This is a genomic window from Pseudomonas sp. O39, assembly GCF_045447295.1.
GTDB lineage: Bacteria > Pseudomonadota > Gammaproteobacteria > Pseudomonadales > Pseudomonadaceae > Aquipseudomonas > Aquipseudomonas antarctica_A.
In genome coordinates this window covers 20437-44003 of sequence record NZ_JBJGXV010000014.1, presented here as the reverse complement: position 1 = coordinate 44003, position 23567 = coordinate 20437, and the positions used below count along the sequence as shown (strand labels likewise).

The window sequence follows — 23567 nt, the reverse complement described above, 5'->3', positions numbered from 1 at the left end:
GACACTCCGTCATCGCAGGCAAGCCAGCTCCCACATTGGATTTTCGTCGTCTAAGAATCATCGAAAGAACTCACCCGGTGTCGCATCAAACTGCTGGCGAAACGCATTGATAAACGCCGACGTCGACTCATACCCACACGCCAACGCCACATCCGTGACCCGCTCGCCTTGTTCCAGGGCGGGCAGGGCGCTCAGCAGGCGCAAGCGCTGGCGCCAGGCGCGAAAGGTCAACCCGGTGTCACTCAGGAACAACCGGCTGAGGGTCTTTTCGCTGACCCCCAGCTTCTGGCTCCACGCCCCCAGCGTCGTTTGCTGCTCCGGGTGGAGGTTCAGGCTGCGATAAATCTGCCGCAGCCGCGAGTCATGGGGCAACGGCAGCATCAAGTCCACCTGCGGCGCGGCGGCAAGTTGGTCCAACACCACTTGGGCCAGGCGCCCGTCCGGCCCATTCTCGGCATATTCCACCGGCAGTTCGCTGAAGCTGCGAATCAACTCGCGCAACAAACTGCTCACCTCCAGCACCTGGCAACGCTCAGCCGCCCAAGTGGTGACGCTGCAATCGAGGTACAGGCTGCGCATTTCCGTGTGCGGCGAACTGAACACCCGGTGCGGCATGCCCGCCGGAATCCACACCGCGCGCTGGGGCGGTGCGACGAAACGGCCGACGCTGGTCTGGATTTCCAGCACCCCGGAAATCGCGTAGGACAATTGCACCCACGGGTGACTGTGCCGGCGCGTCAGGGCCCGGTTGGGCAGTGATTCAGTACGCCCATACACCGGCCGTGGCAGGCTGGAAAGGCCGGGCACACTGCGTCGAACCGTCTTGTCATGTCCTTTAGGCGGCATTTACTGGCTCATTGGCGTTAGTCGGTAACAAGCCGTTACGTTAGAGTCGCGACGATGCTCTTGGCAACCCCTGGAAGAATTGCTTATGACCCGCCCACGTTTTCTACCTGACAACTTCACCCTGACCCTGATCGGCACGGTGATCCTCGCGTCACTGCTGCCCGCCAGTGGCCAAACCGCCGTGGCCTTCGGCTGGGTGACCAACCTGGCCATCGCGCTGCTGTTTTTCCTGCACGGCGCCAAGCTGTCGCGCCAGGCCATCGTCGCCGGTGCTGGCCACTGGCGCCTGCACCTGCTGGTGTTCAGCCTGACCTTCGTGCTGTTCCCGTTGCTGGGCCTGGCGCTCAAGCCGGTGCTGTCGCCGCTGATCGGCAAAGACCTGTACATGGGCATGCTTTACCTGTGTGCGCTGCCGGCCACCGTGCAATCGGCGATTGCCTTCACCTCCTTGGCGCGCGGCAATATCCCGGCGGCGATTTGCAGTGCGGCAGCCTCCAGCCTGTTCGGCATTTTTCTTACGCCGTTGTTGGTGACGCTGTTGCTCAATGTGCACGGTGACGCGGGCTCCACCGTCGACGCGATCCTGAAAATCAGCGTGCAGCTGTTGCTGCCCTTCGTCGCCGGGCAAATCGCCCGGCGCTGGATTGGCGAGTGGGTCGGCCGCAATAAATCCTGGCTGAAATTCGTCGACCAAGGCTCGATCCTGCTGGTGGTGTACGGAGCGTTCAGCGAAGCGGTCAACGAAGGCATTTGGCACCAGATCCCACTGTGGGAGCTCGGCGGCCTGGTGGTGGCGTGCTGTGTGTTGCTGGCGTTGGTGCTGGTCGCGTCCACCGTGCTGGGCAAGGCCTTCGGCTTTAACCAGGAAGACCGCATCACCATCCTGTTCTGCGGCTCGAAGAAAAGCCTGGCGACGGGTGTGCCGATGGCCCAGGTGCTGTTTGCCGGGGCAACCATGGGCGTGTTGATTCTGCCGCTGATGTTATTTCACCAGATCCAGTTGATGGTGTGTGCGGCGCTGGCCCAGCGCTATGCCCGGCGGCCGGAAAGCATTCCTGAGCTGATGGGGCAGGTGGATCCGTGATCTAGATCACACCCTTGACCGAATCACCTCAAGTTAAAGGCCGGCCAGACGACTTACTTATTGAGAGCCCAATAAGGAGAGTCGGCATGAACGTTAAAGGTATTTCGGTGTTTACCGGCCTGTTTTGCCTATGGGCGGGTGCCTGTGGTGCCGCGCAGACAGTGGGGCAAGGCACCATTCAGTTCAGAGGCGCCATCGTCGAGCCGGGGTGTGCGACAAATGCGCGCAGCGGTGCAGTGATGGAACTGACCGGCTGTGCCCAGTCCAATCGCGGCAGCCACCTCGATGTGCGCAATGTGACGCCGGTGGCCAGCGTCAATACGGCCCATGTGAAGCTGGTGTCGGACAGCGGCAACGGGCGTTATTACGACCAGCGCTATCAACTGGTGGACGACGCCGGCAAACCGATTCAGTCGGGCAACTACGTGATTACCATGACGTCGCCATAAGCTCCACGGCGACGATCCGCGCCAACAAAGGGCCGAGAAACCTATAGAATGCTCGGCGGCGGCGCTTGTTCTGCGTGGCCGTTTGATCACCGCCAGAGTACCTCGCCCGTCAATGAGCCTTTCAGCCGCAACGCCCCAAGCCAATTGGCAACCGGTCATCGCCCTCGCGTTGGCCGCCTTTGTGTTCAATACCACCGAATTCGTGCCCGTTGGCTTGCTCAGCGCCATCGGCGCCAGCTTCGACATGCCCATCGCCAGCGTCGGCCTGATGCTCACCATCTATGCCTGGATCGTGTCGCTGACCTCGCTGCCGGTGATGCTGCTGACGCGCAACGTTGAGCGGCGCAAGCTGCTGATCGTGCTGTTCGGCCTGTTTATCGCCAGCCACATTCTCTCCAGTGTCGCCACCAGTTTTGGCTTACTGATGGTCAGCCGCATCGGCATTGCCTTGTCCCATGCGTTGTTCTGGTCGATCACCGCGTCGCTGGCGGTGCGGCTGGCGCCACAAGGCAAACAGGTGCAAGCCCTTGGCCTGCTGGCCACCGGCACGTCGTTGGCGATGGTCCTGGGCATTCCGCTGGGTCGCCTGCTTGGTGAAGCCATGGGTTGGCGCACCACGTTCCTGGTGATTGCCGCGTTCGCCGCCGCCCTGGTGTTCTGGCTGGCGCGCACCTTGCCGCCGCTGCCAAGCCAGAACTCCGGCTCGCTGCGCAGCCTGCCGTTGTTGTTCAAACGCCCTGCACTGGTGGCGCTCTATGTGCTCACCGCCATGACCGTCACCGCGCAATTCACCGCCTACAGCTACATCGAACCCTTCGTCGAAGGCGTCGCCGGCATGAGCGGCAACGCGGTGACCCTGATCCTGCTGGTATTCGGCGGTGCGGGCATCATCGGCTCGCTGTTGTTCAGCCTGGTGCACCGCTTCAACCCGCACCTGTTCGTAGTCAGCGCAGTGTTCCTGCTCGCCGCGTGCCTGGCGCTGATGCTGCCATTGAGCGGCGCCGAGTCGTACCTCGTCGGCCTGAGCATAGTCTGGGGCATGGCGATCATGGGTTTCGGCCTGGCCATGCAGTCCAAGGTGCTGGTGCTGGCACCGGACGCCACCGACGTGGCCATGGCCATGTTTTCCGGCATCTACAACATCGGCATCGGCGGCGGCGCGCTGATGGGCAGTTGGGTTGGCAGCCACTTCGGCTTCGCCTGGATCGGCGCGGCGGGCGGGTTGTTGGCGGCACTGGCGTTAATTGGGTATTGCCTGGCGATTCATCGGTTCGGGCAGGGTGTGGTGCGTCACTGAGGAGCAAACGTCTGATGATCAAGCCTGTTGTTTTTGCAGTTCTTACGGGTGTTTGCGGGCTGCTGCTCAGCCCCGTAGCCTCGGCCGCCAGTTTCGACTGTGCCAAGGCCAGGGCGCCAGACGAAATCGCTGTCTGCAAGCACGTCGGCCTGAATGACCAGGACGTGACGATGGCGTTGCTCTACGACTTGAACAAACACTTCATGGCCATGGGCGCGCGGGGCTCGTTGATGGACGGGCAAGGCGCGTGGCTCAAGCAGCGTCGTGCGTGCGGCGCGCAGGTGAGTTGCTTGACTGATGCCTATACGCAGCGGATCGGGATGTTGCGCCGGTTTATTGATGAGCAGGTGATGACGAAAGGACCGTTCTAAGACCCTTTTCGTCATTCTACTCCCGGCTTTTGATAAACAGCCTGTGATCCATAGGCAGGATTATCACAAGGCAGCCAGCACGGCCTCGAGTTTTTCCTGATCCCGCGCAAACTGCCGAATCCCTTCCGCCAGCTTCTCAGTCGCCATCGCATCTTCATTCGACGCCCAGCGGAACTGCGCTTCGGTCAACTGCTGCCGCGCTTCGCCCTCGGCGCCCGGCACCAATTTGCGCGCCAGCGGGTCGGTATCCTCAGCAAGTTTTTGCAGCAAGTCCGGGCTGATGGTCAGGCGATCGCAACCGGCCAGCTGTTCGATCTGGCTGAGGGTGCGGAAGCTGGCGCCCATGACCACCGTGTTGATCTGGTTGGCCTTGTAGTAGTCATAAATGCGCGTCACGGACTGCACGCCCGGGTCTTCGGCGCCGGTGTAGTCCAGGCCGGTATTTTTGCGGTACCAGTCGTAGATGCGGCCCACGAAGGGCGAGATCAGAAACACGCCCGCATCGGCGCAGGCCACGGCCTGGGCGAACGAGAACAGCAGCGTGAGGTTGGTCTGGATGCCGGCTTTTTCCAGGCGTTCGGCGGTGCGGATGCCTTCCCAGGTGGAGGCCAGTTTGATCAGCACGCGGTCGCGGCCGATGCCGGCCTGGTCGTACAGCGCGATCAATTGGTTGGCCTTGGCCCATAGCGCGTCTTCGTCAAAGGACAAACGCGCGTCGACTTCGGTGGAGATGCGTCCCGGGATCACTTTGAGAATGCCCGCGCCCACTGACACCGCAAAGTGGTCACACGCCAGGCCCACATCCCCTTTGGACAGGTTCACCGCGTTGCGCAGCAGCTCGGCGTATTCCGGGATGGCGGCGGCCTTGAGCAGCAGCGACGGGTTGGTGGTGGCATCGACCGGACGCAGGCGGCTGATGGCTTCCAGGTCGCCGGTGTCACAGACCACGGTGGTGAATTGCTTGAGTTGTTCGAGTTTGGACGTCATGGGCGGCGGTCTCCAGAGGCGGCAGGGGACACCCGTTGTACCATTTCCCGAGCCGCTTGTTTACCCGCTCGCCAACCCGTCAAGCCTCAGGAAAGCCGGTTTTCTGCGGCCAACGGTTCTGGAACAGCTGCACGTCTACCTGATGGAGCAAGCCGTTGCGAGTAAACGGCGCTGTCGCGAGCCACTTCTGCACGTGGGCTTGATCATCAAAGTCCACCACCATCAGCGAACTCACCGGTTCGCCCTCGGCGCCCAGTAACGGCCCGGCAAACGCATTGGCCAAATGAAACCTTTCCCCTTCTTTGACCGTTCACGCCCACCGGCGGCCTACCCATTTTATACACGGACTTGATAGCGAGGCATGTCTGTACGAGACAAGGTTTGGGTATCAATGTAACCCCTCGCGTCAGCTAACGTCGGTTGGCTCACGGTCCTGCTTCCATCTGGTTTTAGAACGCGATAGGCGTTGGCCTGACCGACCAGGTTGCCATAGCTGTCGTAGTGACCGCCGGATGGCCCTGCCTCAATTCGATAACCTTTGTAGTCTTCGACGAATGCCATGGCCATGTTCCTTGCAGGGTGGGTTGACCACTTCAGACTAAGAAGCATCGCAGGGAGCGTCTACTGTGATAACTAACAGGCTCTCAGAACAAACGGCGATAGGTTTTATATCAAGGCACGCTTGACGAATGAGGCGCGACGCTTGGCCTCACGGCGTCCACGTCTGCACCGCCTGCGCATCCACCGCCTGGGGTAACAGCCCCGCCTTGAAGAACGCATCGGCAATCTTCTGCTGTTCACCCAACTGGTCCACCGTCACCGGCTGCACCTCATAGCTGCGGTGCGCATTGGCGGCTTCGACCGTAGCCACGTCCAGATTGCCCCACAGTGGGCCCAGCACTTTCGCTGCGTCCTGCGGGTTGGTTTTTACCCATTTACCCGCTTTTTCCAACTGCTCATACACCACCTTCAACACCTCGGGGTGTGCCTTGGCGTAAGGCGTGCCGGTCAGGTAATAGCGCTTGTAACTGGCCAGCCCGGCGCCATCGGCCAGGGTGCGCGTCGGTAGCTGGCGTTGCACGCTGGTGAGGAAGGGTTCCCAGGTGACCCAGGCGTCGACCTTGTTGTTCTCGAACGCTGCGCGACCATCGGCCGGTGACAGATAGGCCGGCTCGATATCCGAGAAGGCCAGGCCCGCCTTGGCCAGCGCGGCGATCAATAAGTAGTGGGTGCCGGCCGCTTTGGTTACCGCGATTTTCTTGCCTTTCAGATCCGCCAACTGCTGGATCGGCGAGTCCTTGCGCACCACGATGGCCTGGGCTGACGGTGAGGGCGCTTCCTGGGCGAAGTAGGTGAGCTTGGCCTGGGCCGCCTGCGCGAAGATCGGCACGGTGTCAGCCACGTCAGCGCTGATGTCGACGTTGCCTACATTCAGTGCTTCGAGCAATGGCAGGCCGCTGGGAAACTCGTGCCAGCTCACGTCGATTTTGTCGGCCTTGAGGGCTTTTTCCAGGGTGCCCTGGGTTTTCAGCAGGGTGATCAGGGTCGAGGACTTCTGGTAACCGATGCGTACGGTTTCCTGGGCCTCGGCGCTCACGGCGACGGAAAAGGCCAGCAGCCCGATAACAATGGCGAGGGGACGACGGATAGACATGGCGCGCTCGATTTTCAGCGAAATATCTACAAGCTTAAAGTTCTAAAAAGCATTCGATAAATACTCTTTCGATCTGAGCTTAGGGGGCTTTTTCAAGGTTTCGATGAATCGGGCATAACCATAGAATTATATCGTTCTTTCATAATAGGTGATTATTAATATAAGTTTTAGGCCTGAATATTTTACATCTCGCTGCTAAGGCTCCCCATGACAAAACGCCGCCAAATCCACTTATCGGCCTTCCTGTTGAGCGGTCCCGTGGTGCACAGCCACGCCGTGTGGCGCCACCTCGAAACCGTCGGCAATTACCTCGACCCGCAATACTATTCACGCATCGCCAAAGTGGTAGAAGAAGGCCTGTTCGACTTCCTGTTTTTCGCTGATCGCCTGGCCGTGGGCGACCAGATGGGCGGCTCGCGCGAATTCGCCTTGCGCTACGGCGCCCAGGACGCCACGCGCCTCGACCCATTGCCGATCCTCTCCTACCTGGTAGGCCAGACCACCAAACTGGGCCTGGGCGCGACCCGCTCCACGACCTATTACGAGCCGGCGCATATCGCCCGCGAATTCGCCACGCTCGACCACCTGTCCAAGGGGCGCGCGGCGTGGAATATCGTGACCTCAATGAACGACAGTGAAGGGCGCCTGTTCGGTAAGGACAAGCACCTGGAGCACGACCTGCGCTATGACCGCGCCGATGAATTTGTCGAGGTCGCGCTGAAACTCTGGAACAGCTGGGGCAAGGGCGCGCTCAAGCTGGACCGCGAAAGTGGCGTGCTCGCCGACCCTGCGCTGATCCAGTCGGTGCAGCATCAAGGCGACTGGTTCAAGGTGGAAGGCCCGCTGAATATTCCACGCACGCCCCAGGGTCGACCGGTGCTGATCCAGGCGGGTTCTTCCGGGCGCGGTCGGCGGTTTGGCGCGCGCTGGGCCGAGGCGATTTTTACCATTCACCCGCACCTGGCGGCCATGCGCGCCTTCCGCGATGACGTGCGCGCCCACGTGGTGCAACAAGGCCGCGACGCCGACAGTTGCAAAGTGCTGACGGCGGTGATGCCGTTTATTGGCGGCAGCGAAGCCGAAGCCCGGGCCAAACGCGACAAGCACAACGCCCTGGCGCGGCCTGAGTTGGGCCTGGTGACACTGGCTTCACAGCTGAATGTGGACCTGTCGCCATTCCCGCTGAACGCCACGCTGGCCGAAGTGGCCCGGTCGCCATTGATCCCTGCCGCGGCCGCCGAAAAGTTGCTGATGCAGGGGCCCGAAATCACCCTGGAACAACTCGGCCGCATCTTTGCCAGCAGTGTGCGCGTGCCGCAACTGGTGGGCACCGGGGCGCAGATCGCCGACCAATTGGCCGAGCTGTTCGAGCAGGGAGGCTGCGACGGGTTTGTGATTTCACCGGGTTACTTGCCGGGCTCGTTCAGCGAGTTTGTCGAGAGTGTGATTCCGCATTTGCAGCGCAAGGGGGTGTTCCGCACGGCGTACGAAGGCTCGACGCTGCGCGAGCATCTGGGGCTGGCCGATCTCAACAACTGAATTTTTTAAAGGGATATTTCGCATGGCTGCTTTTGATCACTTAACCCGCCGCCGGCTCCTGGGCCTGGCCGGCATCACCCTGGCCAGTCCCTTGCTGCTGTCGCTGCCACGCCTGGGCTTGGCAGCCGATGAACATGCGGGGCACAACGCGCCTCAGGAGCCCGCCGGTACTGGCGACTTTATCCGTCTTGAGGCGCCGCGCTCACTCAAGCTGGCGGTCAACCTCAATGCTGTATGCCTGGCCCCGGTGGTGATTGCCCACGGCCAGGGGTTCTTCAAGAAGCACAACCTCGACGTTGAACTCGTCAACTTCGGCAACTCCACCGAAGTGCTGCTCGAAGCCATCGCCACCGGCAAGGCCGATGCGGGCGTGGGCATGGCACTGCGTTGGCTTAAGGCCCTGGAGCAGGGCTTTGATGTGAAACTCACCGCCGGCACCCACGGCGGTTGCCTGCGGTTGCTCAGTGCGGTGAACGGCGGCGTGACCAAGCTGGAAGACCTCAAGGGCAAGGCCATCGGCGTGACCGACATGGCCAGCCCGGATCGTAATTTCTTCTCGATCCTGCTGAAAAAACACGGTGTCGACCCGGTGCGCGATGTCGAGTGGCGCCTGTACCCGGCTGACCTGTTGGGCACGGCCCTGGAGCGCGGGGAAGTGCAGGCGGTCAGCGGCAGTGACCCATTCATGTACCGCCTGATCAAGTCCGGCGTGGCGCGTGAATTGTCCACCAACCTGGTGGAGGAATACGCCAACCTCAGCTGCTGCGTGGTGGGCGTCACCGGCAAGTTGGTGCGCGAAGACAAGCGCGTGGTCGCGGCGCTGACCCAGGCCATTCTGGAAGCCCATGACTATTCCGTGCAGCACCCGGAAGAAGTCGCCAAGGGCTTCCAGGCCTATGCGCTGAACACCTCCACGGAAGAAGTGCAGGCGATTCTGCATGACCATACCCACGGCCACCATGCGGTTGGCGCGGCGCTGACCCAGGAAATCACCACTTACGTCACCGACCTGAAAACCGTGGAAGTGATCAGCAAAAGCACCGACCCGGTGGAGTTCGCCAAGGAGATCACCGCTGATGTCTTCAGTTGATACGACGGCCGTGAACCCGCCTCTGGCATTCAAAGTCTGGTGGCAGGGCGCAGGCGTGGTGGGTGCCTGGGGCGCAGTGGCGCTGCTGATCAGCTACTGGCCCAACGCGACGCGCCATTGGCCGATGACTCAGGGGCTGGCCAACCTGTGCGTCGGTATGGCCGCACTGTTTATTGGGTTGAGCCTGTTGGGGCGGCACTTTTCCAAACTGGGCCGACGGTTGCGCAATGCCGGGCCCTGGCTGATTGCGTTGCCGGTGTTGCTGGGCATCTGGGAACTGCTCACCGCCAAACTGGCATTGCTGCCGGTGCCATTTTTCGCGCCGCCGCAGGCGTTGCTCGCGGTGTATATCGAAGACTACGCACGCCTGGCCGACAGTCTGTTGCATTCGGCGTTGCTGCTGGGCTCGGGCGTAGCGTTTGGGGCGGCCACCGGCTTCGTCGCGGGCGTGGCCATCGGCTGGTCCACACGGATCGGCTACTGGCTGCACCCGGTGTTGCGCATCCTTGGGCCGGTGCCGTCGACGGCTTTGTTGCCGCTGTGTTTTTTCCTGTTCCCCAGCAGTTGGAGCGCCAGCGTATTCCTGATCGCCCTGGCCACTTGGTTTCCGGTCACGGTGCTGACCTGGTCCGGCGTGGCGAGTGTGGATAAAGCCTACTACGACGTGGCGCGTACCCTGGGTGCCAAGCACGCTTTCCTGGTTTTCAAGGTGGCGATTCCCGCCGCGTTGCCCCATGTGTTTGTCGGCCTGTTCATGGGCCTGGGCGCCTCATTCTCGACCTTGGTAGTGGCGGAAATGATGGGGGTGAAATCCGGCATCGGCTGGTACCTGCAATGGGCACAGGGGTGGGCGGCGTACGCGAATATGTACGCGGCCTTGTTGATCATGGCGCTGGCGTGTTCGGGGTTGATCACCGGGTTGTTCCTGGTGCGCGACCGCTTGCTGGCCTGGCAGAAAGGAGCAATGAAATGGTAGCCCTGGCACACGCGGCATCGGCATCGACGGGGTTGGCGTTGCGGATAGAAAATCTGAGTCACGGCTTTGCCCTGGACGGGCACCCTCTACCAGTGCTGGAGCGGGTTTCGCTGGACGTAGCACCGGGCGAGTGTGTGGCGCTGCTCGGGCCTTCGGGCTGTGGTAAATCCACCTTGCTGCGCCTGGTGGCCGGTTTGGAACCGGCTGACGCCGGCAGGTTGTTGGCCGATGGCGAACCCATTCTCGGCCCGGACCCGAGCCGCGTGGTGGTCTTCCAGGACCCGACCCTGTACCCGTGGCGCCGCGTGTGGGACAACGTGGCGCTTGGCCTGGAGGCCCAGGGTTTGCTCAAGACGCATGCTTTCAAGGTTGATGAGGCGTTGGAAAAAGTCGGCCTTAGCGCGTTTGCCCGCGCGTACTCTCGACAGCTTTCTGGCGGCATGGCGCAGCGGGTGGCGTTGGCGCGGGCGTTGGTCAATCAGCCGCGATTGCTGATCCTCGACGAGCCCTTGGGCAAACTCGATTCATTGACTCGCATCACCATGCAAAAGGAACTCATCGACCTGTGGCAGCGCCAAGGCTATACCGCGTTATTGGTGACTCACGATGTGGAGGAGGCCTTGCTGCTGGCCAACCGCGTGATTGTGTTCAGTGACCGCCCGGCGCAGGTTCAGGCGCAGTTGAGCATTGATCGACCTTACCCTCGGCACCGCGATGACCCTTATCTGGTGGGCCTGCGCCGGCAGATACTGGGCCTGCTGGGTTTGGGAGAGAGCTGGTAGTCATGAGCGCGTTTTCTTCAGCCGCGATAACGCAGCGCTTCCACCAGCAACGCAAACGCCGGCGAAGCCTGTCGCCGGCTTGGGTAGTACAGGTGAAAACCGGCAAAGGGGGCGCACCAGTCGTCCAGCACGGCGATCAAGCGGCCATCCGCCAAGTAAGGCGCCACGATGTCCTGAGGAATGTAGCTCAGGCCAAACCCGTCCACGGCGGCCTTGAGCAGTTGGTACACACCATTGAAGGTCACTTGGCCTGACACCCGCACGTTCAGGCTTTCCCCGGCCTTTTTGAATTCCCAGGCGTACAGGCCACCGTTGGTGGGCAGGCGCAGGTTGTTGCACGCGTGGGTCGTGAGGTCGCGTGGCGTCGTCGGAAGGGGATGGTCGGCAAAATAGCGGGGTGAACCGACGACGAGCATGCGCATGTCCGGGCCGATACGAGTGGCGATCATGCCTTCGGCCACGTCCTCCCCCAGGCGCACGCCGGCGTCGAAACCCTGGGCGGCAATATCGACGAAACCGTAGTCGCAGCAGACTTCGATAGCGATGTCAGGGTATTGGGCCAGGAAAGGTTTGAGCACCGGCCAGAGGATGTCCTCCAGCGCATGGTCCATGGCGTTGATGCGGATCGTGCCCGAGGGCGTGTCGCGCAAATTGCTCAGGCCTTCCAGGCCAATCTGGATTTCATCGAAGTGCGGCCCGACGGTGTCGATCAGGTGTTGCCCGGCCTCGGTGGGCGACACGCTGCGTGTGGTGCGTGTGAGCAAGCGCAGCCCCAAACGCGCTTCCAGCGCGCGGATCGTATGGCTCAGTGCCGACTGCGACACCCCAAGTTTCGCTGCCGCCTTGGTAAAGCTGCGCTCGCGCGCAACGGCCAGGAAGGCGAGCAGGTCATTGGCATTTTCTTTGAGCATTGATGAGCAGCTCTCATAAGTATTTTCAGATTCTAGCGGCTAATTATCTCAATAGGGTGCTGTTAGATTGAATCCAGCCCTTCAATCGGAGAACGACCGTTGAAAACATTCGCCGCCGCAGCGCTCTCGCTGTCATTGCTCGTTCAAGAATCCAGCGCACAGGAGACCCCCATGCTCACCATCACCCCCAATGGCTCGCAACCCTCAGCCCAAGGCCCTGCCGACTGGTTCACCGGCACCGTGCGCGTGGATGCGCCCTTCAAAGGCACCGATGCCGCACGCATCAGTGGCGCCACCGTCACCTTCGAACCGGGCGCACGCACCGCCTGGCATACCCACCCCTTGGGGCAGACATTGATCGTCACCGCCGGCGCCGGGCTGGTGCAGGAATGGGGCCAGCCGGTACGTGCCATCCGCCCCGGCGACACGGTGTGGATTGCCCCCGGCGTCAAGCATTGGCACGGCGCTACGCCGAGCACGGCCATGACCCATATCGCGATTGCCGAGGTGCTGGACGGCAAGGTGGTGGACTGGTTGGAGCCGGTCAGTGAAGGGCAGTACGCGTCAGCGCCGTGACCTCAAACCTGCTCCTCTTCGCGCAACTGCACACTCATATCATCACAACTCTGCGCCCAGTCGCTCAGCCACTGTGGCATAGGCGGTGATGCCTCGGCCAAGCCCAGCTCCCGCAGAAAATCTGCCGGGGGCAGGGTGCCCTTGGCTGATTTAAACAGCCCGCGCATCACCACCACGCCCACCACCCGACCCTTGCTGACAAAACGGTGCTCCATCAGGCTCCATTTGTGGTCCCAGCCGAGCATGCGGGTGTGCACCTCGAACACTTCGAACAGCTTCAACTCGCGGCGAAACTTGCCCCAGGTATCGCCTACGATCGGCAACGCCTTGTTGCGCAGGGCCACGCGAAACGCGCCGGTGCGCAGTACAAAATCCATCCGCGCGACGTCCGCCAGGGAGAAGTACCGGCCATTGGTGACATGCCGGTTGATATCCAGGTCCAGCGGCCACACTCGCATGCGCACCACGGTGGTTGCCAAGCCATGGGCGGGCTTGCGCCAGGGGCGGCGGGACAACATGAACAGCAAGCGAAACCAGAGATTCATAAAAGCGCCAGGCAGTTGATCAGTGGCGGCACTTTACGGGCGCGAGATCGGCTAAGGTAGGTGCGCAAATGACTTATTTCATGCGAAAAACGCACGCGGGCTCTTTTATGCACATTACCTTGCTCCTGGCCGATCAATGCTCCGCCGCCAGTGCGACCCTGGCCCTGGAAATGCTCAGTGCCGCCAACCTGTTTGCCGACAGCCCGCCGTTCGAGATCGTGGTCGCCTCCCTCGACGGCCAGGCCGTGGACGCCTGGGGCGGGCAGCGTTTGCAGGTGGCGTGCGCGACTGCGCAGGTGCGCCAGACCGACCTGATCCTTATCCCCGGCTTCCTCTTTACCCTCAAAGATGCTTTGCCGACTTTTTCTGCCTACGGCCCCTGGCTGCGTGAACAGCATGCCCAAGGGGCCGTGTTGGCGTCGATGTGCACGGCGGCTTTCTTGCTCGCGGAGACCGGTCTGCTGCAAGGTTTGCGCGCCACCACCCACTGGGCGTTTGCCGAGTTTTTCCGACGGCGTTACACGGATGTGGTCCTGGATGACGCGCAGATCCTCTGCGAAGAAAATCGCGTGATCACCTGCGGTGGTGCCAGTGCAGCGATGGATTTGATGCTGCACCTGATCCGCCGTTTCGGCTCACCGGAGCTGGCGCAGACTTGTGGCAAATACCTGCTGATCGACAACGTGCGCACCGAGCAGTCGGTGTATGCGGTGTGGTCGTTGCCCAAGAGCCACGGCGACGGGGAGATCCTGCGGGTGCAGCGCTGGCTGGAACAGCACTTTGCCCAGGCGCTGGTGATTGACGACGTGGCCCGGCGTTTTGGCTTTGGCGTGCGCAATTTCAAGCGGCGTTTCAAGGAGGCGACCGGCTATACGCCTATCGCCTATGTGCAAACCCTGCGTCTGGAGCGCGCCAAGCAGATGCTGGAATCGACGCGCATGACCCTCGACAGCATCACCTACGCAGTCGGGTATGAAGACAGTAACTCGTTTCGCCGCCTGTTCCAGCAGCGCGTAGGGATGCTGCCGGCAGCGTATCGCAAGAAATTCCTGGCCGTTTCGGGCTGATTCAGCGACGCAACTGCGCCTTGCTTTCAACGCACTCCACTAGAAACTCCATCACCACTTTCACCGACGGTGAACGACGAATATCGGGGTACACCGTGAGCCAGATATCGCGCACCGGGCCGTCGGTGGCCGTGGGCAATCGCGCCAGCAGCGGGTCGTGATCGCCCACCAGGGTGGGCAGCACCACGGCGCCGACGTGCGCACGGGCGGCCATCTGCTGGGTGATCAGGTCGCTGGCGGCAAAAACGATTGGGCGTTGGCCGCGCAGTTGGTGCAGCCACGCTTGTTGGGGCAGGTGGTCACGGCTGCTGTCGTATGCGATGAAGGTCCACTGCGCGGCAGGTAGCTGGTTGAATTCAGGCGCGCTATAGAGCCCAAAACGCACCACGCCGACCTTGCGGCGCACCAGTGCGTCTTCGTCGGGGCGCACCGTGCGCAAGGCAATATCGGCTTCGCCCTTGTCCAGCGCGGCCAGTTGCGTGGAGGGCATCAGCACCAGGTTCAACTGCGGGTACTGGGCGCGCAACCGCGCCACGTGAGGAGCGATGCAATGGTTGGCGATGGACGGCGGGCAACTCACCCGTACGGTGCCGGCCAGTTCGATGGAGGCGACGCGCGACAGGCGCAGCACTTCGGTGGCCATCTCGCCCATGCCTGCCGCCAATTCGGCCAGTGCCAGGCCTTGGGCCGTGAGTGGGCGACTGCGGGGCAGGCGGTCCACCAGTTTCACGCCCAGGGCTTTTTCCAACGCATCGACGCGGCGCCCGACGGTGGCGTGTTCCACCTGCAACTCGCGGGCGGCCGCCGACAGCGACTGGGTGCGGGCCAATACGGTGAAGTAATACAGATCCTGCCAATCGAACATCGGGTTATTTCCGCACAGAGGCTGGGAGAGATTGGGGAATATTCCAGCCGATCATGTCCTTTTACCATGGCCGCTTCCCAGTGCAAACGGAGTTGTTCCCCATGAAAGCCATCACCCTGCAAGCCTACGGCGGTCCCGAAGTCGCCCACCTTCGCCACGACGTTGCAAAACCCCAGGTCACAGCCGGGCATGTGCTGGTCAAAGTGGCCTGCGCCGGAATCAATTTCATGGACATTCATACGCGCCAAGGCAAATACGCAAGCTCCGCCACTTACCCGGTGCGCCTGCCGTGCACCTTGGGCATGGAGGGCGCCGGTGTCGTGGTGGAAGTCGGCCCCGGCGTGAGTCACTTGGCTGTGGGCGATCGCGTGGCCTGGTGCATTGCCTGGGGCGCGTATGCCGAGTACGCCAATGTGCCGGCCGACAAAGTCGCGCAGATTCCCGGCGCAATCCCCTTTGATCAAGCCGCTGCGGCGATGTTTCAGGGCTGCACGGCGCACTACCTGATTGACGAGGTGGCGCGTTTGCAAGCAGGCAGTACCTGCCTGATTCACGCGGCGTCCGGCAGCATCGGGCAATTGCTGGTGCAAATGGCGCGTCGGTTGGGGGCGACGGTGTTCACCACCGGCAGCACCGCCGAGAAATGCGCGATTGCCCGGCAGCGCGGCGCCCATCAGGCCTGGACGTATGATGGATTTGCCGACCAGGTCTTGCACGCCACTGGCGGGCGAGGGGTGGACGTGGTCTTCGATTCGCTGGGCAAAAATACCTTGCGTGAAAGTTTTCGGGCTTGTCGCACGCGCGGTTTGATCGTCAACTACGGCAACGTCTCGGGCTCGCTGACCGACCTTGACCCGATTGAGCTGGGGGAGGCGGGCTCGTTGTTTTTGACGCGACCGCGGCTGGCCGACCATATGGCCGATGGGGCGACCGTGCAACGGCGCGCCAATGCGGTATTTGCGGCCATGCTGGAGGGGTCGCTGACAGTGGCGATCGAGGGGCATTACACCCTGGAGACGGTGCAGCAGGTGCATGAACGCATCGAGGCACGGCAACAGATCGGCAAGGCAGTATTGTGGGTGGACCACAACCTGCATTAATCGGGGACGAAAAAAAACCGGCTGATCAGGCCGGTTTGGGGTGCCCCGCAAACAGTGCGGGGTTATGCGTTGTTGCCGCGCAGGCGATCCGCACCGCCTTCAGCCAGGCCACGTTCCTGCAGACGGTCCGCGCCGCCTTCGGCCAGGCCACGTTCTTGCAGACGATCCGCGCCGCCTTCAGCCAGGCCGCGTTCTTGCAGACGGTCAGCACCACCCTCGGCCAGGCCGCGTTCTTGCAGACGGTCAGCACCACCCTCGGCCAGGCCGCGTTCCTGCAAGCGATCAGCGCCACCTTCGGCGACACGACGCTCCAGCAGACGATCAGAACCGCCTTCTGCTACGTGGTTACCTTGCAGGCGATCCGCGCCGCCTTCAGCGACAACCGGATGAGCAAAAGCGTTTGCAGCGAGTACCGAGAAAGCGAGGCTAAGCAAGAGTTGGCGTTTCATGGTGGTGTGCTCCGAGTGTTTTAGTGAGTTGCCGTTTGGCATGGGTTTGATGTTACGCGTTGGATTTTTTAAGAGAACTTCATTGCGCTGATGGTGACTATCGACGCCAGCGATGGCCCGTTTTGCGGGCCATCGTCGACACGGTCATGGCATCTGCGGCAGTTCCTGAGGGCGCAGGTCAAACACCAGCACCTCGGCATCGTCGCCCTGGCTCAGGCGGATCTGGCGTTCGTCCCGCACGCGGGCGCCGTCGCCTTCCTGCAAGCGCTGGCCGTTGATTTCTAAGCTGCCCCGGGCCACATGCACGTACACATGGCGATCCGGCGGCAGGTCCAGGGTCGCGGCTTCGTCGCCCTTGAACAGCCCGGCATACACCCGCGCATCCTGGCGAACAGTGAGCGAGCCCTCGGCGCCATCCGGCGAGATGATCAACTGCAAGCGTCCACGTTTCTGCGTCGCGCTGAAGTGTTCCTGTTGATAGCGCGGTTCGGCGCCGGCCACATTCGGCACGATCCAGATTTGCAGAAAGTGCACGCCCAGGCTCTGGCTGTGGTTGAACTCGCTGTGGGCCACGCCGCTGCCGGCGCTCATCAGTTGCACATCGCCAGGGCGAATCACCGAGCCGGTGCCCAGGGTGTCCTTGTGTTCCAGGGCGCCTTCGAGCGACTTCCAGTGTTTCTGGGGCGCGTTTGGCTCCTCGTGTTTTGCCTTCTGACTCTCAACCCCCAAAGGAGCTACCCGATGACTTACAAACGCTTGAACAAAGACGACGCCGTGGTGCTATTGGTGGACCACCAGACCGGCCTGATCTCGCTGGTGCAGGATTTCTCGCCCAACGAATTCAAGAACAACGTGCTGACCCTGGCCGCGCTGGCTGAAGGCTTCGAAGTGTTCGTGGTGACCGACGCCTCTGGTACGTTCAATGAAGCCGTGCAACGCGCGTCGTGGGCACGCATGAGCGCGGCGGGTGCGCACCTGGTGAACTGGTTCTCGGTGGCCTGCGAGTTGCAGATCGACTGGCGCAACGACATGGAGGGCCTGGCCAACCTGCTGTCGCCACGTATTCCCAACTACCGCAACCTGATGAACAGCTACTCGGCGTTTACCGCCAAGTAACTCGTCCTCAGGCATTCAGGTGAAACCCTGTGGGAGGGGGCTTGCTCCCGAAAGCGGTATTTCAGTCACCTCGTCTGTGGCTGACACACTGCTTTCGGGAGCAAGCCCCCTCCCACATTTGATTGTGTTCCCACATTGGGTTTGTGGTGTGGCTACCGACAGGCTATAAAACCGCAAAATGTCCACCGAGAAGCGACAATGAACCCCTTCGAAGACATGCGCCTGTTTTGCCAGGTCATGGAGTCCGGCAGTTTCACCGCCGCCGCCGAGCAACTGGGCCTGTCCAAGCAGTTTGTCAGCCGCCGTCTGATCCAGCTGGAAGACCGCCTCGGTGTGCGGCTGCTCAACCGTTCCACGCGTCGTCTGGACGTGACGCCGCTGGGCCAGAGTTATTACGAATCCGCCTTGCGCCTGCTCGGTGAAGTCGAGCAGGTGGAGCAGGGCATCGCCGGCCAGAACAGCGAGCCACGCGGCACCCTTCGCCTCAGCGCGCCGTTGTCGTTTGCCATGGCTCATCTTGGCTGTCTGTTACCGATGTTCCTGCAACGCCACCCGCATGTGTCGGTGGAAGTCGACCTGAGCGACCGCCCCGTGGACCTGATCGGCGAGGGCTATGACTTGGTGCTGCGTATTGGCACGCTGGAAGACTCCACCTTGATCGCGCGGCGCATCGGCAGTGTCGAACGGGTGTATTGCGCCAGTCCCGAGTACCTGGCCCAGCGCGGCACGCCGTTCAAACCCGAAGACTTGGGCGACCACGACTGCCTGCCTTACGGCCATGGCCGCCAGGTGCAATGGCGATTCCTGACCAAGGGCAAGGTGCAGTCGGTGAATGTCAGCGGACGCATGCGCGTCAATAACGGCGAGCTGCTGCGCGACACGGCCATTGCCGGGTTGGGCGTCACGTACCTGCCGACGTTTATCGTCGCCGATGCCTTGCAGGACGGGCGCCTGGTCACGGTCTTGGAAGACTTCACCCCCGAAGCGCTGACCTTGTCTGCGGTTTACCCGCAGCACCGGCAAAGCTCAAGGCCGGTGCAGGCACTGGTGGAGTTTCTACGCGAACGCCTGGCTGGCGGCTGCTGAACAACTGACACAACACAGAACCCCTGTGGGAGGGGGCTTGCTCCCGAAAGCGCTGGGGCAGTGACTATATTGGTTCTGATACGCCGCCTTCGCAAACAAGCCTGCTCATTTTTGTAGGCGTTCGGCTTAGCGATTAACCAGGTTGGCCAGCGTCGAACCGCCTACATAACGCTCCAGATTGGCCAGGAACGTATCGGCAATTTCCTGCTTGCTGTTAGTCGAAATGGCTGAGGTATGGGGCGACAAGCGCACACGCGGATGGGTATACAGCGGGTGCCCGTCCGGCAACGGCTCCGGTTCGGTCACGTCCAGCGAGGCCAAGCCGATCTGGCCGTTGTCCAACGCTTCCAGCAACGCCGCCTGGTCCAGCAGGCCACCACGCGCAATGTTGATCAGGTGCAACCCCGGCTTGGCGCTGCCCAGCACATCACGGTTAACGATATGCCGCGTGGCCTCGGTGAGTGGCGCGGCCAGCACCAGGTGGTCTGCGCGGGCGAACAGGTCGTGGATATCCCGTGCGGTTTCGACGCCTTCCACCGCAATGGGCGCCGCGCGTTGGCGCAATGCGACCACGTTGATCCCAAGGGCCAGCGCCTTGTGCGCGAGGGCTTCGCCGATGGCACCGAAGCCGAGCAGGCCCAGGGTGGTGCCCTTGAGCGGGCGCAGTGCGGTGAAATGCCACTGGGCGTCCTTCACCCAGATGTCCGGCAAATGCTTGGACGCGGCAAAGATCGTCGCCAGGGCGAACTCGGCGAGGTTATCGGCGGCGCTGCCCCGGGAGGTGCTGACCGGCGGGCCGTTGAACAGCCATTGCGGATAAAAGTCGATGCCCGATGACACCAGGTGCACCCACTGCGCGCCATAGGGCCAGCCGGGCGGCGGGGTGTCCGGCGCGGTGTAACCACGCACGTTGATCGGGCGCAGCAGCAGGATATTGGCCTGGGGCGGCAGGTCACTCGGTACGCCGGCGGGCACGCCGATCACTTGGGCCTGCGGGTGGATCGAGGCGAGGCGTTCGCGAATCACATCGTTATAGTCTTCGTCCAGTTGGCTGGCGATAATCACCTGACTCATGAGCGTTCCTTCTTCAGATTGGGGCACGTTGGGCGAAGACAGCTTTGCCGACGCCTTGCAGCACGGCGTCGTTCTGTGGCGTATGCACGCGACTGCACAGCACGTCGCGGTAGTGCCGTTGCAGCGGACTGTGGCGCGACAGGCCAGGGTTGCCCGAGGCTTCGATGGCCAGCTCCACGGCGCGAATCGCATTGCCGGTCACCAGGTATTTAAGCTGCGCGGCATTGGCGGCAGGCGTGTGACCTTCAGCGGCTGCATCGAGCAGGCTGCGGTTGGCAAACAGCAGGGTGTCGATATGCCCGACCGTTTCCTGAAAACGCGGCAAGCTCGACAGCGCTGCGCCGAGATTGGACGGCTTGCGTTGCTCCAGCCAATTCACCAGCCAGTCCCGCGCAGCCTGGGCCACGGCGTCATACACCGACGACAGCAACACCGACATCCACAGGAACGCATCGCCATCGAGTTCCGGCTGCGGCGCGCTCCAGGGGCTCACACTGACGGCGTGGTCCAGCGGCACCAACACGTTATCGAGCACCACTTCATGGCTGCAGGTAGCCCGCATGCCCAAGTGGTCCCAGGTGTCGATGATGCTCACACCCGGGCTGTTTTTGGGCACCAGCCAGGCACCGACCAACGGGTCGGCGTCGTCACTGCGCGCCCACACGCTGAACCAGCTCAGCCCATGGCTGCCGGTGGAGTAGATTTTGCGCCCGCTGATGCGCCAACCCTCGGTGGTACGCACCGCCGTGGTTGCCGGCAGGCCGCCACGGGCCGGGGTGCCGAGGTCGGGTTCGACGCGCAGGGCGTTGATCAGCGCACCGTTGCGCACCGCGTCTTCGGCGACGTGCACGCGCAGGTGGCGGGGCCAGGTTTTGCTGTCTTGCAGGCGTGTGTGTTGCAGGTACTGCATCACCAGGATCAGTGCGGTAGAGGGTTCGCCCTTGGCAATCGCGCTGATGGCTTTGCGCGCCTGGGGCAGGTTGGCGCCGCCTCCACCCAGGGCTTTGGGCACGGTGAAGGCGACCAATCCATGCTCATGCAAGCGCTTGAAATTGTCATGGGGAAAGGCGCCGCTCTCATCATACAAATGCGCGTTGCTGGCCAATTCAGCGCTGAGGCGTTCGAGCAGGGCTTCGAAGTTGGCGACTTCCACGGAGCGTAAAGACGGTTGAGTCATGAGTCTGTACTCAGTCAAATGTGGGCGCGGGCTGGCTCGCGATGGCGGTGGTTCAGCCAATGAATAGGCTGCCTGACACAGCGTTATCGGGAGCCAGCCGCATCGTTCAAGCCAGGGCCTTGAGGGGCGCTTCAGCCACGCTGTAACGGTTGGCCGGCACGTGCAGCCCGAGGTTGTCGCGCAAGGTATGGCCGCTGTACTCGGTGCGAAACAGCCCGCGCTGTTGCAGCACCGGCACCACCAACTCGGTGAAGAACTGCAAGCCGTCCGGCAGCACCGAGTTGATGATGAAGCCGTCACTGGCGCCGGCTTCAAACCAGGTCTGGATCGCATCGGCGACTTGCTCCGGGGTGCCGACAAAATCGCGTTTGGGCCGCGAAAAACGCAGGGCCACTTCGCGCAATGTCAGGCCTTCGTCCCTGGCCAATTGCTTGATGCGGTCGGAGCCGCCTTTTTGACTGTTGGCGCCCAGGTCGCCGAGTTCCGGGAACGGTTCATCCAGCGGGTATTGGCTGAAGTCGTGGTCGTTGAAGGGACGGCCCAGCGCCACAATGGCGTCCTCTACGGTCACCAGGTCCACGGCCTGCTGATAGCGGCGTTCCACCTCCGCTGCATCGCGCCCGACAATCGGGCGGATGCCGGGCAAGATCGACAGGCTGTCGGCGTCACGGCCAAAGCCCTTGGCGCGGCGCTTCAAGTCGGCGCTGTAGGCCTTGGCCTCTTCAATGTTCTCGACGTGCACGAAAATCGCATCGGAATTTTCGGCGGCAAAGTTACGCCCATCTTCCGAGGTGCCCGCCTGGAAAATCACCGGCTGGCCCTGGCGCGAGCGGGCGATATTCAGCGGGCCCTTCACCGAAAAAAACTCACCTTTGTGATTCAGGGCATGCAGCTTGTGCGGGGTGAAAAACTCGCCGCTCTGTTTGTCGTAGGCAAAGGCGTCGTCTTCCCAGGAGTCCCACAGGCCCTGGACCACATTCAAGTGTTCCTTGGCGATACGGTAGCGCACGGCGTGTGGCGGGTGCTCGGCCTTGCCGAAGTTATCGGCGGTGCCGCTCAGCCAGGAGGTCACCACGTTCCACCCGGCGCGGCCGCCGCTGATATGGTCCAGGGAGGCAAACTGGCGCGCCACCTGGTAAGGCTCGGTGTAGCTCACCGTCACCGTCGCCACCAGGCCGATATGAGTGGTCAATGCGGCGAGGGCCGAGAGGATCGTCAGCGGCTCGAAACGGTTGAGGTAGTGCGGGCTGGATTTGGCGTGAATGTGCAGGCTGTCGGCGATAAACACGAAGTCGAATTTGGCGCTTTCGGCCAGTTCAGTCTGCTGTTTGTAGAAGCCAAAGTGAGTACTGGCATTGGCTTGCGCCTGCGGATGGCGCCATTCGCCCCAGCCGTGACCGACACCGTGGACCATGGCGCCCAGTTTCAAATGGCGTGGCTTCAATTGACCTGGCTTGCTCATGTGCTGCTCCTTTTAGCGCGATGCTTGGGAATTGGGGACACGCTCGGCGTTAAAGCTCTTGTCGAAGCCCTGCGACACGTCGATGTGCTTGGGCAGCAGGCCTTCTTTTTGATAGGTGTCGGCTGTGGCTTGAAGGCCGCTGATGACGGCGTCGTCGATCAGCACGGGGGACAGATGGGTGTCTTTGGCCACCTCCACGTGCACGGCTAACGGCAGGCCGGTGATCCTGGCCTGGGCGGCGGCGTACTCATCGGGGTGCACGTTGGCCCATGCGTAGGCGCGATCGACGCGGGCGACAAAGTCATTCAGTTGCGCGCGTTTTTCGGCGATGGCCTGGCGGGTGGCGGCGAAGTACAGGTGATTGCTCAGCAACTGGTTGCCACTGATCAACACGCGGGCCTGGCTCTGTGAGGTGACCACGGTGGTGTAGGGGTCCCATGTGGCCCAGGCGTCGACCGTACCGTTATCCAGTACCAGGCGCGATTCGCTGGGCAGCAGGAAAATGAACTGCACATCCTGGGTCGTCAGGCCAGCGCTGGCCAGGGCCTTGATCGCCAGGTAATGGCCGATGGAGCCGCGCCCGGTGACGATTTTTTTACCCTTGAGGTCGGCCACGGTCTTGATCGGTGAGTCCTTGGGCACCAACAGCGCAGTGGTGTTGCGCCCTTCGGCGTGGATGATGCTGACCACCTTGAGCGATGCCCCTGCACCCACGGCGAACACATACGGTGCATCGCCCAACGCACCGATATCGACGGCGCCGGCATTCAAGGCTTCGCCCAACGGCGAGGCGGACGGGAACTCCGACCACTTGATTTCATACGGGACGTTTTTGGTTTCGCCGGAAGCTTCCAGCAGCGCCTTGATCGTGGATTTTTGATTGGCCACTCGCAGGGGTTGCAGGTCAGCGGCGTGGGCGGTGGTGACCAGGCCCAAGGCGAGGGCGGCGCCCAGCAGAAGGCGCTTGAACGGTGTGGTGAACAGCATGGGACAAACTCCAGGCGTTTGTTAAAGGGGTACGGATACCTCCGCCTGGAGAAGGGGTCGGATGTCCTGGGGCGCTG

Annotated in this window: 26 protein-coding genes and 1 pseudogene; 13 read left to right on the top strand and 14 right to left on the bottom strand. The window is 62.1% G+C overall.

Going from position 1 to position 23567, the window contains the following annotated elements:
* Positions 1-57 precede the first annotated feature (57 nt).
* Positions 58-846 (bottom strand): helix-turn-helix domain-containing protein, encoded by a 789-nt coding sequence (locus ACI77D_RS18335; protein ID WP_221294434.1) that lies wholly within the window; start codon positions 844-846, stop codon positions 58-60.
* An 85-nt stretch (positions 847-931) separates the two neighbouring features.
* Here ACI77D_RS18335 and ACI77D_RS18330 point away from each other — a divergent pair, with 85 nt between their 5' ends.
* The 4 genes from ACI77D_RS18330 to ACI77D_RS18315 all read left to right on the top strand — a co-directional run bounded on the left by ACI77D_RS18330 (position 932) and on the right by ACI77D_RS18315 (position 4047).
* Positions 932-1930 (top strand): bile acid:sodium symporter family protein, encoded by a 999-nt coding sequence (locus ACI77D_RS18330; RefSeq protein WP_064451854.1) that lies wholly within the window; start codon positions 932-934, stop codon positions 1928-1930.
* 86 nt (positions 1931-2016) lie between these two features.
* Positions 2017-2379 carry a hypothetical protein gene (locus tag ACI77D_RS18325; protein ID WP_064451855.1) on the top strand — a complete coding sequence of 121 codons (363 nt, stop codon included), beginning with the start codon at positions 2017-2019 and terminating at the stop codon, positions 2377-2379.
* Positions 2380-2491: 112 nt separating this feature from the next.
* Positions 2492-3676, top strand: a complete 1185-nt coding sequence (locus ACI77D_RS18320) for a sugar transporter (RefSeq protein ID WP_064451856.1) — start codon at positions 2492-2494, stop codon at positions 3674-3676.
* A gap of 14 nt (positions 3677-3690) precedes the next feature.
* Positions 3691-4047 (top strand): lysozyme inhibitor LprI family protein, encoded by a 357-nt coding sequence (locus tag ACI77D_RS18315; protein WP_407017200.1) that lies wholly within the window; start codon positions 3691-3693, stop codon positions 4045-4047.
* 63 nt (positions 4048-4110) lie between these two features.
* Here ACI77D_RS18315 and tal read toward each other — a convergent pair whose 3' ends face one another.
* The 4 genes from tal to ACI77D_RS18295 form a co-directional block, all read right to left on the bottom strand.
* Positions 4111-5034 carry a transaldolase gene (tal, locus tag ACI77D_RS18310; RefSeq protein WP_407017199.1) on the bottom strand — a complete coding sequence of 308 codons (924 nt, stop codon included), beginning with the start codon at positions 5032-5034 and terminating at the stop codon, positions 4111-4113.
* Between the two features lie 79 nt (positions 5035-5113).
* Positions 5114-5317, bottom strand: a complete 204-nt coding sequence (locus ACI77D_RS18305; protein WP_237140900.1) for a YciI family protein — start codon at positions 5315-5317, stop codon at positions 5114-5116.
* Positions 5318-5370: 53 nt separating this feature from the next.
* Positions 5371-5595 (bottom strand): hypothetical protein, encoded by a 225-nt coding sequence (locus tag ACI77D_RS18300; RefSeq protein WP_407017198.1) that lies wholly within the window; start codon positions 5593-5595, stop codon positions 5371-5373.
* A gap of 148 nt (positions 5596-5743) precedes the next feature.
* Positions 5744-6688 carry an aliphatic sulfonate ABC transporter substrate-binding protein gene (locus tag ACI77D_RS18295; RefSeq protein WP_407017197.1) on the bottom strand — a complete coding sequence of 315 codons (945 nt, stop codon included), beginning with the start codon at positions 6686-6688 and terminating at the stop codon, positions 5744-5746.
* Positions 6689-6895: 207 nt separating this feature from the next.
* Between ACI77D_RS18295 and ACI77D_RS18290 the strand changes: the two genes are divergently transcribed.
* From ACI77D_RS18290 to ACI77D_RS18275, 4 genes are read left to right on the top strand one after another with little or no spacing between them, the layout of a single operon-like run.
* Positions 6896-8227 carry an LLM class flavin-dependent oxidoreductase gene (locus tag ACI77D_RS18290; RefSeq protein WP_407017196.1) on the top strand — a complete coding sequence of 444 codons (1332 nt, stop codon included), beginning with the start codon at positions 6896-6898 and terminating at the stop codon, positions 8225-8227.
* Between the two features lie 22 nt (positions 8228-8249).
* Positions 8250-9317: an ABC transporter substrate-binding protein gene (locus ACI77D_RS18285; protein WP_407017195.1), complete on the top strand. Its 1068-nt coding sequence runs from the start codon at positions 8250-8252 to the stop codon at positions 9315-9317.
* Entirely contained in the window at positions 9304-10293 is a 990-nt protein-coding gene (locus tag ACI77D_RS18280) for an ABC transporter permease (protein ID WP_407017194.1), read from the top strand. Before ACI77D_RS18285 ends, ACI77D_RS18280 begins: the two co-directional genes overlap by 14 nt.
* The gene (locus tag ACI77D_RS18275) at positions 10287-11075 is read left to right on the top strand and encodes an ABC transporter ATP-binding protein (protein ID WP_407017193.1); all 789 of its coding nucleotides are present in this window, start codon (positions 10287-10289) and stop codon (positions 11073-11075) included. The genes ACI77D_RS18280 and ACI77D_RS18275 overlap by 7 nt, the downstream gene beginning before the upstream one ends.
* 17 nt (positions 11076-11092) lie before the next feature.
* Here ACI77D_RS18275 and ACI77D_RS18270 read toward each other — a convergent pair whose 3' ends face one another.
* Complete coding sequence (locus tag ACI77D_RS18270) at positions 11093-11986, bottom strand: LysR family transcriptional regulator (protein ID WP_407017192.1); 894 nt, start codon at positions 11984-11986, stop codon at positions 11093-11095.
* 171 nt (positions 11987-12157) lie between these two features.
* On the opposite strand from ACI77D_RS18270, the gene ACI77D_RS18265 reads away from it, so the two are divergent.
* A complete protein-coding gene (locus ACI77D_RS18265; protein ID WP_407017191.1) occupies positions 12158-12562 on the top strand; it encodes a cupin domain-containing protein in 405 nt (134 codons plus the stop codon).
* 2 nt (positions 12563-12564) lie between these two features.
* Here ACI77D_RS18265 and ACI77D_RS18260 read toward each other — a convergent pair whose 3' ends face one another.
* Positions 12565-13107: an acyl-CoA thioesterase gene (locus tag ACI77D_RS18260; RefSeq protein WP_064451866.1), complete on the bottom strand. Its 543-nt coding sequence runs from the start codon at positions 13105-13107 to the stop codon at positions 12565-12567.
* A gap of 107 nt (positions 13108-13214) precedes the next feature.
* Between ACI77D_RS18260 and ACI77D_RS18255 the strand changes: the two genes are divergently transcribed.
* Positions 13215-14174: a GlxA family transcriptional regulator gene (locus ACI77D_RS18255; protein ID WP_407017190.1), complete on the top strand. Its 960-nt coding sequence runs from the start codon at positions 13215-13217 to the stop codon at positions 14172-14174.
* Position 14175: 1 nt separating this feature from the next.
* Here the strand turns inward: ACI77D_RS18255 and ACI77D_RS18250 are convergent, their stop codons facing one another.
* A complete protein-coding gene (locus tag ACI77D_RS18250) occupies positions 14176-15039 on the bottom strand; it encodes a LysR family transcriptional regulator (RefSeq protein WP_407017189.1) in 864 nt (287 codons plus the stop codon).
* A 101-nt stretch (positions 15040-15140) separates the two neighbouring features.
* Between ACI77D_RS18250 and ACI77D_RS18245 the strand changes: the two genes are divergently transcribed.
* Complete coding sequence (locus tag ACI77D_RS18245; RefSeq protein ID WP_262667559.1) at positions 15141-16139, top strand: quinone oxidoreductase; 999 nt, start codon at positions 15141-15143, stop codon at positions 16137-16139.
* A gap of 62 nt (positions 16140-16201) precedes the next feature.
* On the opposite strand, the gene ACI77D_RS18240 is transcribed toward ACI77D_RS18245, so the two are convergent.
* Both ACI77D_RS18240 and ACI77D_RS18235 read right to left on the bottom strand, forming a co-directional pair.
* On the bottom strand, positions 16202-16588 hold the full coding sequence (locus ACI77D_RS18240) for a hypothetical protein (RefSeq protein ID WP_407017188.1): 387 nt from the start codon (positions 16586-16588) through the stop codon (positions 16202-16204).
* Between the two features lie 144 nt (positions 16589-16732).
* Positions 16733-17251: pseudogene (locus tag ACI77D_RS18235) on the bottom strand (pirin family protein); the annotation flags it as partial.
* Between the two features lie 78 nt (positions 17252-17329).
* Here ACI77D_RS18235 and ACI77D_RS18230 point away from each other — a divergent pair.
* Both ACI77D_RS18230 and ACI77D_RS18225 read left to right on the top strand, forming a co-directional pair.
* Entirely contained in the window at positions 17330-17704 is a 375-nt protein-coding gene (locus tag ACI77D_RS18230) for an isochorismatase family protein (protein WP_221294445.1), read from the top strand.
* 198 nt (positions 17705-17902) lie between these two features.
* On the top strand, positions 17903-18790 hold the full coding sequence (locus tag ACI77D_RS18225; protein ID WP_262667560.1) for a LysR family transcriptional regulator: 888 nt from the start codon (positions 17903-17905) through the stop codon (positions 18788-18790).
* A 126-nt stretch (positions 18791-18916) separates the two neighbouring features.
* Here ACI77D_RS18225 and ACI77D_RS18220 read toward each other — a convergent pair whose 3' ends face one another.
* The 4 genes from ACI77D_RS18220 to ACI77D_RS18205 all read right to left on the bottom strand — a co-directional run bounded on the left by ACI77D_RS18220 (position 18917) and on the right by ACI77D_RS18205 (position 23490).
* Positions 18917-19864 (bottom strand): D-isomer specific 2-hydroxyacid dehydrogenase family protein, encoded by a 948-nt coding sequence (locus ACI77D_RS18220; RefSeq protein ID WP_262667561.1) that lies wholly within the window; start codon positions 19862-19864, stop codon positions 18917-18919.
* 13 nt (positions 19865-19877) lie between these two features.
* Positions 19878-21041 carry an acyl-CoA dehydrogenase family protein gene (locus ACI77D_RS18215; RefSeq protein ID WP_407017187.1) on the bottom strand — a complete coding sequence of 388 codons (1164 nt, stop codon included), beginning with the start codon at positions 21039-21041 and terminating at the stop codon, positions 19878-19880.
* A gap of 106 nt (positions 21042-21147) precedes the next feature.
* Positions 21148-22503 carry an LLM class flavin-dependent oxidoreductase gene (locus tag ACI77D_RS18210; protein WP_407017186.1) on the bottom strand — a complete coding sequence of 452 codons (1356 nt, stop codon included), beginning with the start codon at positions 22501-22503 and terminating at the stop codon, positions 21148-21150.
* A 12-nt stretch (positions 22504-22515) separates the two neighbouring features.
* Entirely contained in the window at positions 22516-23490 is a 975-nt protein-coding gene (locus ACI77D_RS18205) for an ABC transporter substrate-binding protein (protein WP_407017185.1), read from the bottom strand.
* Between the last annotated feature and the right edge of the window lie 77 nt (positions 23491-23567).